This is a genomic window from Gilliamella sp. B2969, from assembly GCF_026536195.1.
GTDB lineage: Bacteria > Pseudomonadota > Gammaproteobacteria > Enterobacterales > Orbaceae > Gilliamella.
The window spans coordinates 48,015-61,534 of the sequence record NZ_JAFNOP010000001.1; the positions used below are offsets into that span (position 1 = coordinate 48,015).

Sequence of the window (13,520 nt, forward strand, 5' to 3'; positions counted from 1 at the left end):
ACAGATATAAGCAGCGATAATATGCAAATATCTTTAAATTCGGATGTAACAACCAAAGCAGACTCTGTACCAAATAATGAGGAAACGATTGCTGTTGATGCTGTGCCCACTGAGCCCGAAACAAAGGCTGATGATAACGCTCAACAAAACAATCAAACTGATGTTAATTCCAACACAACCTCAGATACTAATAATGGAAATATTGAAGATAAATCGAACACAGATCCTTCAATGGAAGAATGGAAAGCGCATCAAATTACTGCCTTATTTACTTGTGATGGTTATGGATTGCTTTATACCAGTTTAATTTTAATCATTGCAATTACAGTATCTTGCTTAGCCTATCGTTGGTTTGTCCATGAAAGAATTGCTCATGGTTTGTTTTATGTTATTTTACTCTTTATGACATTAGGCGGCGTTACACTAGTCTATGCTAGCCATTTGATCTCTTTTTTTGTTGGCATTGAATTACTTTCAATTCCATTTGTTGGGTTAATTGGCTATCAATATATACAAACTCACTCCTTAGAAGCTGCCGTTAAATATATGATTTTATCCGCTGTGGCTAGTGTGTTTTTATTGATGGGCATTGCCTTTTATTATGCAACAACTGGCGAGCTAACTTTTAGCGGGTTAAGTTACCAACTTTCAACTATGTCTTACCCAAGTAATTTATTACTAATGGGCGTTTGTTTAATGTTAGTTGGGATTGGTTTTAAACTTTCATTAGTGCCTTTTCAGTTATGGTTGCCCGATGTTTATCAAGGTGCACCGACAGTTGTTGCTCTATTATTATCAACAGTAGGAAAGGTCGCACTATTTTGTGCTATTGCAAGGTTGTTTTTATTGGCACCGATTGTTAATAATGAAACCATTCGAATGATACTTGTTATCATGGCACTATTATCAATACTATGGGGAAATTTAATTGCTTTAATGCAAAGTAGTCTAAAACGGCTATTAGCGTATTCCTCCATTGCACATTTTGGTTATTTACTCATTGCCTTAATTGCTGTGCAATATCAAGTATTAGCTTTAGAAACAATTGGGGTATACTTAATTAGCTATATTTTAGCCAATATCTGCATATTAGGCGTGATTAGTTTAGAATCACATTCTGATGAATTGCAAGATCATGAAAACGAAGTGGATTTATCGGGATTATTCTGGCGTAGACCTATCTTAGCATTAACGATGGCCGTTGGATTATTATCGTTAGCTGGAGTCCCCCTTACAGCAGGGTTTGTTGGTCGTTTTCTATTAGTACTGTTGGGGGTAACTGCTGAATTATGGTGGTTAATTGCTGCAGTGGTAATTGGTAGCGCTCTAGGTTTATATTTTTATGCACGCTTAATTATTAATCTTTATATTAGGCCTTCTTGTCGAGACGATCAGATATTAAATAGTGCTATTATCAAACTAAAATGGCAGGATATTAAAATAAGCGAACTCATTATTGCGTTGTCTGCCTTATTAATTCTCATTTGTGGTATTTATCCTAAATGGCTATTTAATTTAGTGAGTATGGCGCAATATCTGACGACTTAATAAGCGTTTTTCGCCTTAAAAAGTTTTTACAGTTAGATTGAAATTGATTTGAAAAATGTACTTGGGTCTTTTTTATATTAGAAAATATCTGTTACCTTAAACATTTTGACAAGAAATAGTTAATAATAGATTTAGTTATTGTGTTATAATTCCGACCTTTAATATTTTATTTGAATCAAGAGGACCTATATGGACTTTTTAATTTCTAATGCTTATGCAACTGAAGGGGCTGCGGCTGAAAGCAATCCTTATTTTTTACCTATCATGTTGGTTGTGTTTGGTCTGTTTTTCTATTTTATGATTATGCGCCCACAACAAAAACGTGCTAAAGCCCATCGTGAACTTATGGCTTCGATTTCAAAAGGTGACGAAGTGTTAACCAATGGTGGACTTATTGGTCGTGTATCTAAAGTTAACGACAATGGTTATATTGCGTTAGAGTTAAATGATACAACAGAGGTTGTTATCAAACGTGACTTTATCACATCTGTTTTACCAAAAGGGACAATGAAGTCACTATAATAGCAAAAGCTGTTATAGTTCATTGTGTTAATTAGCTAATTCCACAAGAGAATATGTCGTGTTAAATCGCTATCCTTTGTGGAAGTACATTATGTTGGTCGTCGTTATTCTCGCCGGCCTACTTTATGCACTTCCAAATATTTATGGTGAAGATCCCGCTATACAAATTTCCGGTTCAAATACTGCTGAAATTAATGTTGCTACCCAAGATAAAATTAAAAAACTCTTGACTGATAATCATATAGAACCTAAATCATTTGTCTTTGAAAATAAATCTATTTTAATTCGTGTAGGTGATAATGATACTCAGCTCAAAGCCAAAGAGTTAATTTCACAAGAGTTAGGGAATGATTATATTGTTGCACTCAATTTAGCACCAGCAACTCCAGCTTGGTTAACGGCTTTAGGTGCCGAACCAATGAAACTTGGTCTTGATTTACGTGGTGGTGTTCACTTCTTAATGGAAGTTGATATGACAACAGCACTCAGTAAGCTCATTGAACAATCGACTGAAAATTTAAAATTTGAGTTAACAAATAGCAAATTAAATTATGCAGCCATCAATAAAGAGGGCAATCAACAAATTGTTGTGCAATTTGCGAATATTGAAGATCGTAATAAAGCTATCACTAAAATTAATGGTTTACCAGATTACAAACTTACCTCACAAACTGAAAATAGTATTACTATCAATATCAGTGAACAGCGTTTACAACAAGCCAAAAATGATGCTGTTCAACAAAATACCACTATTTTACGTAATCGTGTAAATCAATTAGGTGTTGCTGAGCCTATTGTGCAGCGTCAAGGTTCAGATCGCATTGTGGTGGAATTACCAGGTATTCAAGATACTGCTTTAGCTAAACGTATTTTGGGGGCAACAGCCACCCTTGAGTTTAGACAAGTAAATGAAGATAATACCCCTAATTTACCCGCTATTATCAAAGGCGATATGCGCGTACCATATGGTTCTGAAATCAAATATATGGAAAACGGGCGCCCTGTTTTGCTCTATAAACGTGTAGTACTAACTGGTGATCACATTACTGATTCTTCATTCCGAGTCAATGAATATAGCCAACCAGAAGTTGCTATTACGCTTGATAGTTCTGGTGGTAAAACGATGCTAGATTTTACTCAGAAAAATCTCAAAAAATCGATGGCAACGTTATTTGTCGAATATAAAGATACAGGAAAACGTGACGAAAATGATAAACCTATTCTTGAAAAACAAGAGCGGGTAATCAATGTTGCGACAATTCAAGGTATTTTTAGTGATCGTTTTCAGGTGACAGGGATAAGTAGTGTTGATGAAGCTAAAAATCTATCCCTACTATTACGAGCTGGCGCCTTAATTGCACCGATTCAAATTATTGAAGAGCGTACAGTTGGACCATCAATGGGACAAGAGAATATCACACAAGGTTTAGAGTCTTGTGTTTGGGGACTACTCATTTCTGTCTTCTTTATGCTCATTGTTTATCGTCTATTTGGTGTGTTTGCTAGCCTTGCGTTGGTTGCCAACTTAATACTAATTGTGGGCGCTATGTCATTATTACCAGGCGCAACATTAAGTATGCCAGGTATTGCAGGGATTGTATTAACAGTAGGTATGGCCGTTGATGCTAACGTTCTTATCAATGAACGAATTAAAGAAGAGCTCAGTAATGGTCGCGGTGTACAACATGCCATTAATGAAGGTTATGCTGGGGCTTGGAGTAGTATTTTCGATGCGAATATTACCACATTAATTACCGCGGTTATTCTTTATGCTGTGGGTACTGGCTCGATTAAAGGATTTGCTATCACCTTGGGTATCGGTATTGTAACATCGATGTTTACATCGATCGTAGGTACTCGAGCATTAGCTAATTTGATTTATGGCGGTCGTCGCGTTAATAAGTTATCAATTTAGAGGTTTATTGTGACTGTTGATAAAAAAGAAAATCATGATGTTAGAGAACTAAATCATGGACGCAGAGTGCTCGACTTTTTAAAATTTGGTTTTATCGCTTTTGTGATTTCAATGCTACTCGTAGTCGCTTCAGTTGTCGTTATCTTTGTTAAGGGTTTTAATCTTGGACAAGATTTCACCGGCGGTACAACCGTTGAAATTACGGTGACAAAAGCAGTTAATCTTGATGATCTGCGTAATAGTTTACGGGACGCCGGTTATCATGAGCCCGTCGTGCAATACTATGGTAGCAGTAAAGATATTATCATTCGATTGGCTGCGGCTAAACAAGAAAACGGTACGGTATCATCTGTTATTGATAATGCGTTAGGCAGTAAAATTTCTAATTTAATCCATAAAGATATTGATGCTGATGCGCAGATTAAACGTATTGAATTTGTAGGTCCGACTGTTGGTGCTGAATTAGCACAAGATGGTATCTTAGCGATTTGCGCTGCGTTAATTTGTATCTTGATCTATATCGCGTTTCGTTTTGAATGGCGATTTGGTACGGGTGCAGTAGTTGCATTAGCGCATGATGTTGTGATAACTGCTGGTTATTTATCGTTATTTCAACGTGAATTAGATCTAACGATTATTGCTGCAATGTTATCCATCATTGGCTATTCTCTTAACGATACCATTGTTGTATTTGACCGAATTCGTGAAAACTTTAGAAAAATTCGTCGAGCTTCTCCTTATGATGTCATTAATATTTCGTTAACCCAGACTTTACACCGCACTCTGATGACTTCAGGAACAACGCTTGCAGTTGTGATTATCCTGTATATTTTTGGCGGTTCAATGTTAAAAGGTTTTTCTGAAACATTAGGCGTTGGTATTATTTTAGGGACAATTTCATCAATTTATGTTGCTGCTTATATGTCACTTAAATTAGGTATAAAACGCGAACATTTTATGCCACCAAAAGTGGAAGTTGAAGGCGCAGATCAACCATCGATTTTACGTTAGTTATATAAAGCTCTTTCACATAGTGAAAGGGCTTTATTTGATTGTTTTTTTAACAATTAACATCAAATAGATTGACACCTATGGTCTAGTTGCATATCATTACCACCAGTTTTTATCCCTTTCTATATGGGGCCATAGCTCAGCTGGGAGAGCGCAACGCTGGCAGCGTTGAGGTCAGGGGTTCGATCCCCCTTGGCTCCACCAATTCAATATTTCGAAATATTCTTTTTAAACCCAGCAAAACACATCAAATCAAATCATAAGTTTAAAAGACTAGGGTAATACTACCTACTGACAGCGTGATCAATAAGGCTGCAACCACTTCAAATGACCCGACATTTATCAGACCGATCATGGCAATTAAGCCGACATTATTATCAGAGCCTAGCTCTTTTGTGTCATCAATGATTTGTAGCTGGCTGACTGCGCCTTTTAATAAGCTATATCGTTTAGCCATACTTTTATTGTTCTGTGTGATTTAATTTGGGCGGTTGATTATCAATATCAGGCGTAAAACCCCGTTCATCAATGACTTCGACCCAGTCCGGTAAGATTGGCGTTCGGCAGTAATAAGTAGCTTTGGCGTCTCGTATTTTGATTCGTTCAAATTCGGGGGTTTGTGGATCGTCATACAGTTCAGGATCGCCCGAGCGGTTTAATTTTTTAAAACGCTCATGTTCAGCTGACGTATCATGAGACCAAGGTTTGGGGTAGCCTAATATGGCAAAAATGCGATTACCGATAAAAGAGTAACGACCACCCGCTAGTAAAAAAAACATAATTAAAAGAACAAAAAACATAAAAAAAGCGGTAAAAGTATAAAATAATAGAAATTGAAAAAATTCGCTATCCATACTAAAATAAACAATAACCACACCAATCAGATAAGTTAATAAACATAATACGCCACTCCCTATAGCACAATATTTTAATCGAAGCAAAGCCGGTGTATCCACTTCGTGAGGAAAATATAAAGCATGGGTTTTCGGTATTCGAACCGCATAAGATTGATAATTGTTATCATCATCGCTTTTATCCACGACCATTTCCACATAATCCCCATTTTTAAATCTAATATGGGTTAATTTGCCTTCGACAAATTTACGCCCGACATAGCAACTGAATTTTTTGCCTTCTAAGGTAATGCTGCCCACTGACAGCGTGGTCAATAAGGCGGCCGCCACGCCAAACGCCCCAGTAATTAGCGCCAAAATCATGGCGATTAAGCCGACATTATTCGAGCCAATCTCTTTTGGGTCATCAATAATTTGTAGCTGGCTGACTGTGCCTTTTAACAGGCTATACCGTTTCGACATGTATAAACCCCCTTTTCTGTAAATCTTGTTCTATTAGTGCTAATGCTTCGTCAACATCAATACTGTTGGTGTTGTCTTTATTGGCTTGATTGTTATCAGTTGGTGGCTTATCGTCAATATTAAACATATCCTTTAATACATCATTTTGATAAGCTGAGCTTTGTTGTTCGGGCGTTTGATAAATTTTGAATTTATTATGTGGCATTAAATATTTATCGGTGCGCAGGGCACAGCGTTTTAACCAGGTTTCAAAATTATCATCGCTAAAATAATCAATGGCAAAATCAAAGACCATAAGCGCCAGTCCTAACCAACCCGCTGATCGCATCAAGACCAATTGTACAGCGACAATCGAAGCCACTTTTTTAACACCGATATGTTTTCCAACCTTCTCAAAAATAGCTAACATCATTTTTGAGGTCAAAAAACTTCGACACCAGACAAAACGATAAGATAATCCAATGAGTAAAGTAGCTCCGCCTATTAAAATCAGCAAGAATATTTTAAAAGAGTATAAAGTGGTTAAAGATATTTTCTCACTTTCACTTAATTTATTAGAAGCTATTGGGATCATTAAAAAAGATGCAATCCCCCCTAATACCCCTGATAATGCTTTACCTAGACTAAAAAATACATTGCGCATGCCTTTCGTCACGGCGGTGATCATTGCCATAAGTTCAACCGAAGCCGCCGCTAAGGCAAAACCGGCTGAAGTTTTTAAGTTACTATAAAATTCATCCTTTTCCAGATTAGGATTGGTTTTACTGATCGAATTAAAATTATACAGTTCGAACATGGCAACTACGGCTGACATGCGCATTGATTTAAGTGACGTTGATAGGTTTTTTGATATCCCTAGGTCGGCATCGCTGGCTTTAAAAATAAAATGAAACACTTTGTTGGCTTTAGTTTGTGACAGCGTGCGATTAAATGTTATATTAACACGCCTATCTAAATTAACGATAGCATCATTTAATAGTGTACGGGCTTTGTTCACCGCCATCCGGGTGGCAAGCTTCCAACGTGGATGATACAGCGGTATTTTTGCCGTGCCAAAGTTAGGCCCAGGGTCTAAATTAATCAATGCGGCAATAAGTTGAAATTCTAAATGTAAGTAAGTTTTTGCGGTCGTTTTTAATACTCCAGCGGTAGTTAATGATAATACTTTATATATTACGGTACTGGCATGGTATAATGAGTTAGCAATGCGGTCAAAAATTGGTTGCAGTAGTTTAGTTGCTTCAAGCAATTTTGATTCACCGAAAGTCAACCCTTTGATTTTAAGGGTGATGGGAATACCCAACAGTTTAACTGAAAACAAGTTTTCTTTTATTCGACCCAATGGATCATTACGGCGAAGTTCGTCCAATGTTAAAAGTACATCCTGTACTCTTTTAAATTTTAAGGCTATTTTATTAAAAGGTAAGTTATCTAGCTTAGCCATCAATTTATAAATTTGAGTTTCAATAGTGGATTTGTTTTCTGGCTTAGCGGCTTCGTCTAAAACTTGGTTGATCATGCTTTGCATGTCATCATTATGATAAGCAAACATACGCCATAACATGCCGTTGATATTGTCATTCGTCGTTTTGGCATAATCAAAATTTTTAAATGCATCTAAAAATGTTTTACCCTGTTCACATAATTCTAGCCCTTGAGTAACATGAGTAATAGTCACAAAAAATATTATACCTTCAATATTTACTTTTCTAAGCTCTTCTAAATCGTCTGGTGTAATTTCTTTGTGCTTAAGGGATTCTTGAAGGACGCTTTCAAATGTTTGTTTATACTCTTTGATTTTAGGATGAAAATCTTCGTCCAAGTCATAGAGTTGATTGCCGTCAAGATCATGGTAGACGGTGGAATAAAAATTGCTATCTTTAATCCAAGTAATCAGCTGTTTTGAACGGCTTTGGTATTTTTTGTCGACTAATTCGAGTAACTCTTTTTGCCTGTCTTCAAAAGGTTTAGTATTGACCAATTCGTCATATTTTTTTAAATATTGTTGGGTATCTTTTTCGCGTTTTGCTTTCAACGCTGATTCTTGGTTATAAAAGTCTTTAAGGGTGTTTGTGTACTTTTGTACTAAATTTGATTGAAGTACTTTGATTTTTTCAGTTTCACTTAGTATTGGGGGGACTTGCTGTCCCCTTGAAGCATTAAGTCCTTCTCTATTAACATATATGTCATAAATAGTCAGTTCGGGATAAGGGGTATCTAAATTTGCCTCACAAAAACTTTCAAATTTATGGAAATAATCATAGCTCCCTGCTTTACCGTATAGTTCATTACGAATTAATGCTACCAATCCATTACGGGTATTGGTCATGGGTCTATCAGGGTTATCGTCTATTTTTCCTGATTTCAGGATATGTTTTATATGATAATATTCTTCAGGTGGAAAAGAATAATCGTCGGAAAATTTTTTTAACCCTGCTAAATATTTTCCATGTTCAATGCAGGCTAAAGCTTCATATTCTAGTCGGCGTTCTTGTTGAAATTGTAAAACCCTTACATAAGAGTCGTTATAATAACCATTGAGTTCGGTTGTGATGCCAATGGGATCTTCAATAGCAATAATCATGGGTTTTTTGCTTGGGCTATATTTGGCTAGCGTTTTTGCTAAGTGTTCGCTTGAATCCGATGTTAATCGTCCCCACGGTTCACATGTGCTATTTTTATCTAATAGTGTTTTGTCAAATTGGTATTGTTTATCTCGATTTTGGCTAAATGTATCATTAAATTTTACCCCATTTTGTCCATTTTTATTATCTTTGCTGAAAATGAGCTGTCGATTTTCATCATAAGGAAGTTGTTCTCTGTCCACGTTAGGATCAAAGTCTAATATACTTCGAATATTGCTAAGGTTAGCCGTGGTTGCACTTTCGGCGTTACCTTCCCAGTGTGAAAGATCAATCATTTGCATGCGTTGTTCGGGATTTTTTTCGTATTTTTGTATTGTATTTTCAGACCATCTGTTTTCACTAAAAGCAAAATAGACTTTGGTTAAGTGTTCAGGATAAGCTAAGGTGATAAACGCATCATGGCACGGATTGGATGTTATTGTAGGACAATGATAATCCGCATTTTGTTCTGAATCAGCAATCGGTTGAGCGGTATTATTGGATGGCTGTTTAATTATATGTCCTTTACTATCAATCGAATAGATTTGCCATTTACTACCCAGTTTGTCGGGTATGTAAAGGTATAAAAAACCTTCACGCAATGTTCTTACATGATATTGATAACCTTCAGTTAAGGGTAAATTGATTACATTTGATGAGTTTGCCCAATGGGGTTGGGTACTTTTTAGGTATTTAGGCACAACGGTGTATCTAACCGGTAATATTGCAATCCCCTGTGTTTGGCATCCACAATTTGATGTTTTATTCGAATCTGTCATACATTTTCTTCCTTGTTTTTTAACGCTAATGTTTGCCAATCTTGAGGACTTATAGCGTGTAATTTTTTTAATATTGGAATATATTCACTTACCGTTGATAAATCTTTAATTATTTCATCAATGTGTGAAGCGATATCAAAATCCTTCCCAAATTTTAGCGCTAATTTTGCCCACTCCAAATGAAAGTCATTATCCTCAATTTTTTTTGTCTTCAAGCGGAGCAGACAAGGCATAATAGTTTGTAGATTTTCAATTTCATCTGTATTTTTTTGAGGATCAGTTAACTTTTCTGCTTGGATAAGCATGTTATTAATTCCAATACATTGTAGTTGTTGATACTGTTCATGGGTAATAAGCAGTTCGCCGTTATAGTTAGAATGAATTTGGCCTTCATTTTGGTGAATGTTTAATTCGCCCTGCCGATTTAATACTGCCCACATCTCTATGATGCCGAATAACCGGCTTTTTTGAGCAGGATTGAGTAGATGTAACAACTGAAAAAACACAGCAGGATCGTAATAACGTAACAATATTTTGTTATTTCGTTGCAAAGTCATGTTACTTAATTGATGTACTATGGATTTTGTTCTTTCTGCACTAAATAACCAAGCACAATATTGTTGACCTTGACCCGCTGCAATAGACTGAGGAGTTAGCTGCTTTAATGCCTTATCTACCATATATGTTAATACGGCGTGTTCATATTTATCGGAAAGATCAAGTTCAATTAACCAAGGATACCTCTTTGGCAAAACGGCTTGATGATAGATTGGAATTTGAAATAAACGAACTCGAAATTGATAATATTGCATAAATGCTTCGTTAATCGAGTTTAAAAATGGATCTAGTATGAATAAGCAACGGTTTTTATAATCCAGTGAAATATCTATCAGTTGCTGTGCAATATTAATCGCTTGATCTGATATTGCTGTTAAATCAATCGGTGTTTGTCCACACTTTAGCATTTTCATAACATCCTTTTGTTTTGATTAATCCAAATTGAAACAACCGTTTTGATCTTTTACTTGTTGCGTTTGTTTCACTTGGCAATTGACTGAATCACTTAACTTACTTGAGTGACTGATGCTATTTGGCGACATTTTTTGCATCGCATTGCATTTAAAATAGGCATTAGCTGGCGAACCTAACTCAATACCTGCTTCGTTGATTTTTATGTACGAACCACCGCAAATTAATGTCATTTCTTGTGTTGCTGTAAACTCAACATTACCGTCAACACTATCAATTTTAATATCTTGTTTAGCCGCCATATTTAGATTGGCATTTTGGGCTTGTACGTTAATATCGCCTTGATTAGCAAATACTTTCATCCCCGATTTGTGGGCAAATAATCCTATCGCTTCACCCGATGATAATGTGATGTTTTTTAATGCCGTGATGTCGGTTTGGTTTTCTGTCGTGACCGTCACACTGTTATCCGTCGATAATTGAATATTTTCTGGACTAGTTAACGCAATGCCTTCTTGTGCATATGCGAGAATGCCACTGAGGGTTAAGTTGGTTAAATTTGCCTTGAGCTGGTCTTGACTGTCGGTGTCTGCACCGTGTGCTTGGGATTGATTGGCAGCATTTTGCAGTGCTTTGGCTATCGATAAGGCGTTTTCTAGTTGGGTGATCGCACCTTGCATGTCTAGTTGATTGCCGTGTGCTTTCGGCTCGGTTTGACTGGTCAGATACAATCCTCGGTTCGCCGCAATTGCCCCCCATTCATCGGTACGTAGCTCAAACCCTTCACCCCGTTGTTCTTTGTTATTGTTAACAAGATGTCCAATATTGAGTTGTGTTTTGCCGTATTCGGTCGCCAGCTTGATATGCTCTTGCCCTCGTTTGTCATCCATGCGTAATTTATTATTGGTTGGTGTACGAATCACATTGCGATGTTTGTTTATGGTAGTTACATGGTCGGGGTGCGTACTGTCATGCATGGCATGGGCAATATACGGGCGGTCTGGATTACCGTCCATAAACGCAATGGCAACTTCCGTGCCGTCTATTAGCGGAAAGTGGAAACCATAGGTGCCACCTGCATACGGTTTTGCCAGTCTGACCCATAAACTTTCGCAACCTTTTTTCCACTCTTTTAGGTCATAATTAAATTTAACCCGATACCGTCCTTGGGTATCAATACAGCCGTAAGTATCATTGTCTGGGCTGGTCACCCGTGCAGGTAAAGAGCCCATGATTTGTGGCCACATTAAGGGCGCAGGGCGGTATGGTTTTAATACCTGATATGGTATGGCGGTAAAACTTAGTTCGTAAGCATCTGTGCGATTGCCTTTACCTTCCACGCTTAAAATAATTACACCATCATCAATATCAACTAGCGGACTGCCGTTAATCTGAATACGTTGTCCCGGTGTCAAATTGGCACGATTGCTTTTTCCGCTAATTACTATTTTTTGACTAATTGCCTGTTCATGTCGAATTTGGGCATACCATTGCCCGCTTTCAATAAAATAGTGTTGTTCGATTTGGTTTTTGACGTTATCTTTATCGCCACGTTGTTTATCTTCTTGAATATTCGGGCTTGACCCTTTGTAGTGCTCACCATAACGGTAATCAATTCCATAAGTGGTGCTGTCATTGGGTTGAGTATTGACATAACCCAGTAAATTGGCTTTGGCGTCACGGTAGTTGTAATCTTGAACCTTAACCGATGACTCCACAACCCGACTGCGTAACTGAATATCCCAGATACTTTCTGTTCCGCCATCTAATGTGCCATTGGGTAATCGATAATCAATGTTGTTGACTTGCTCATAACCTTGTTCGTAATCACCGATAACTATCACATCACAATTGTGTTCGGCATGGGTTTCAAAACGAAACCAAACACCAACATCGGCTAACAGACGTTGTATAAAGCTTAAATCACTCTCTTGCCATTGAGTAATAAATTCACGTTCAGGATAGCGATTGTTTAATTCTAGCCGATAATCAATGCCAGTAAAACCGTGACTGTGTAGCACTTCTTCAACCACACTAATCACACTTTGGTTTTGGTATATCGCATTATTACGATTCAGTGCTAATTTTGCTAAACGGGGAGACAACACTATCTGATAATGTGCCTGTTCTTTACTTACCGATAACAAACTAAAAAGGGTAATAACACCATAAATTTTACGTAAGTCACTTTGAACAGGTAGCTCACTTAAGGAACGAATTGCTGTTCCCAGCATGTTTTTAATAGCAGGATTAAAAGAAAATGACGCATTTTGGTTAAGTAACGTATCGGGTGATAAGGTTTTATCAATGCTAGTGAATTCAATGGTGTAATGCCATGGTTGATTAAGCTGTTCATTCCCTTGAACGCGTAAAACAGAAATAGGCGAAATTAGGTTATCCACCGTTAAGGTGTAGCGATTGTGGCTCACCTCTCCCGTTAATTCATTCAATAACCCTTCACCAAGTTGATTGATAAGTGGGAATAATTTGTTCGCCATTTTTGGGTCCTTTTATACACTTATTATTAAGTATTATTCGATAGTGATTATCTAAACCAAGTAAATAATTACTTTTTTTAAAAGAATTTGCAATAACTAATTTTAGTAAATAACGTTATAAAATATTTAATGTTATTTATATAGAATTGAATGTATTGTTGTATGCTTGAAATTAACCGGTAACCGTTCAATCCTATTTTGGGATCAAAAAAATTAAAGCTTATTCGATAAAATTATTTTTTTGCGAGTAGATTTATTCATAGAGTCAGTACACGAGCAATTTCATAGCATTTAATCTTGTTGCTCATTATTTTGTGAAATTTTAATGCTTATTTTAG

Annotated in this window: 9 protein-coding genes and 1 tRNA gene; 5 read left to right on the plus strand and 5 right to left on the minus strand. The window is 36.8% G+C overall.

The genetic code is table 11. The annotated features are described in order from the left end of the window. The first annotated feature begins 21 nt into the window (after window positions 1-21). The 5 genes from J3U66_RS00220 (at window position 22) to J3U66_RS00240 (ending at window position 5,200) form a co-directional block, all read left to right on the plus strand. Window positions 22-1,548 (plus strand): NADH-quinone oxidoreductase subunit N, encoded by a 1,527-nt coding sequence (locus J3U66_RS00220; protein WP_267334441.1) that lies wholly within the window; start codon window positions 22-24, stop codon window positions 1,546-1,548. A 189-nt stretch (window positions 1,549-1,737) separates the two neighbouring features. Beyond that, window positions 1,738-2,070 carry a preprotein translocase subunit YajC gene (gene yajC / locus J3U66_RS00225; RefSeq protein WP_267334439.1) on the plus strand — a complete coding sequence of 111 codons (333 nt, stop codon included), beginning with the start codon at window positions 1,738-1,740 and terminating at the stop codon, window positions 2,068-2,070. Window positions 2,071-2,128: 58 nt separating this feature from the next. Next, on the plus strand, window positions 2,129-3,985 hold the full coding sequence (gene secD / locus J3U66_RS00230) for a protein translocase subunit SecD (RefSeq protein WP_267334437.1): 1,857 nt from the start codon (window positions 2,129-2,131) through the stop codon (window positions 3,983-3,985). Between the two features lie 9 nt (window positions 3,986-3,994). After that, on the plus strand, window positions 3,995-4,996 hold the full coding sequence (secF, locus tag J3U66_RS00235) for a protein translocase subunit SecF (RefSeq protein ID WP_267334435.1): 1,002 nt from the start codon (window positions 3,995-3,997) through the stop codon (window positions 4,994-4,996). A 128-nt stretch (window positions 4,997-5,124) separates the two neighbouring features. Beyond that, window positions 5,125-5,200 (plus strand) — tRNA-Ala (locus J3U66_RS00240). Between the two features lie 61 nt (window positions 5,201-5,261). Here J3U66_RS00240 and J3U66_RS00245 read toward each other — a convergent pair. Genes J3U66_RS00245 through J3U66_RS00265 form a run of 5 tightly spaced genes read right to left on the minus strand, consistent with a single transcriptional unit; the run spans window position 5,262 to window position 13,182 of the window. Then, window positions 5,262-5,453, minus strand: coding sequence for a hypothetical protein (locus J3U66_RS00245; RefSeq protein WP_267347519.1), 192 nt, complete (start codon window positions 5,451-5,453; stop codon window positions 5,262-5,264). Window positions 5,454-5,457: 4 nt separating this feature from the next. After that, complete coding sequence (locus J3U66_RS00250; protein WP_267347521.1) at window positions 5,458-6,312, minus strand: putative type VI secretion system effector; 855 nt, start codon at window positions 6,310-6,312, stop codon at window positions 5,458-5,460. Next, window positions 6,296-9,715 (minus strand): T6SS effector BTH_I2691 family protein, encoded by a 3,420-nt coding sequence (locus tag J3U66_RS00255; protein ID WP_267347523.1) that lies wholly within the window; start codon window positions 9,713-9,715, stop codon window positions 6,296-6,298. The genes J3U66_RS00250 and J3U66_RS00255 overlap by 17 nt, the downstream gene beginning before the upstream one ends. After that, complete coding sequence (locus J3U66_RS00260; RefSeq protein WP_267347525.1) at window positions 9,712-10,686, minus strand: DUF4123 domain-containing protein; 975 nt, start codon at window positions 10,684-10,686, stop codon at window positions 9,712-9,714. The genes J3U66_RS00255 and J3U66_RS00260 overlap by 4 nt, the downstream gene beginning before the upstream one ends. Window positions 10,687-10,704: 18 nt before the next feature. Further along, window positions 10,705-13,182: a type VI secretion system Vgr family protein gene (locus J3U66_RS00265; RefSeq protein WP_267347527.1), complete on the minus strand. Its 2,478-nt coding sequence runs from the start codon at window positions 13,180-13,182 to the stop codon at window positions 10,705-10,707. Window positions 13,183-13,520 lie beyond the last annotated feature (338 nt).

Bases quoted from the DNA above. Each gene is read 5' to 3' on its own strand.
- J3U66_RS00220 (WP_267334441.1), top strand. From the start codon at position 22: ATGCAAATATCTTTAAATTCGGATGTAACAACCAAAGCAGACTCTGTA.
- yajC (WP_267334439.1), top strand. From the start codon at position 1,738: ATGGACTTTTTAATTTCTAATGCTTATGCAACTGAAGGGGCTGCGGCT.
- J3U66_RS00245 (WP_267347519.1), bottom strand. From the start codon at position 5,453: ATGGCTAAACGATATAGCTTATTAAAAGGCGCAGTCAGCCAGCTACAA.
- J3U66_RS00250 (WP_267347521.1), bottom strand. From the start codon at position 6,312: ATGTCGAAACGGTATAGCCTGTTAAAAGGCACAGTCAGCCAGCTACAA.
- J3U66_RS00255 (WP_267347523.1), bottom strand. From the start codon at position 9,715: ATGACAGATTCGAATAAAACATCAAATTGTGGATGCCAAACACAGGGG.
- J3U66_RS00260 (WP_267347525.1), bottom strand. From the start codon at position 10,686: ATGAAAATGCTAAAGTGTGGACAAACACCGATTGATTTAACAGCAATA.
- J3U66_RS00265 (WP_267347527.1), bottom strand. From the start codon at position 13,182: ATGGCGAACAAATTATTCCCACTTATCAATCAACTTGGTGAAGGGTTA.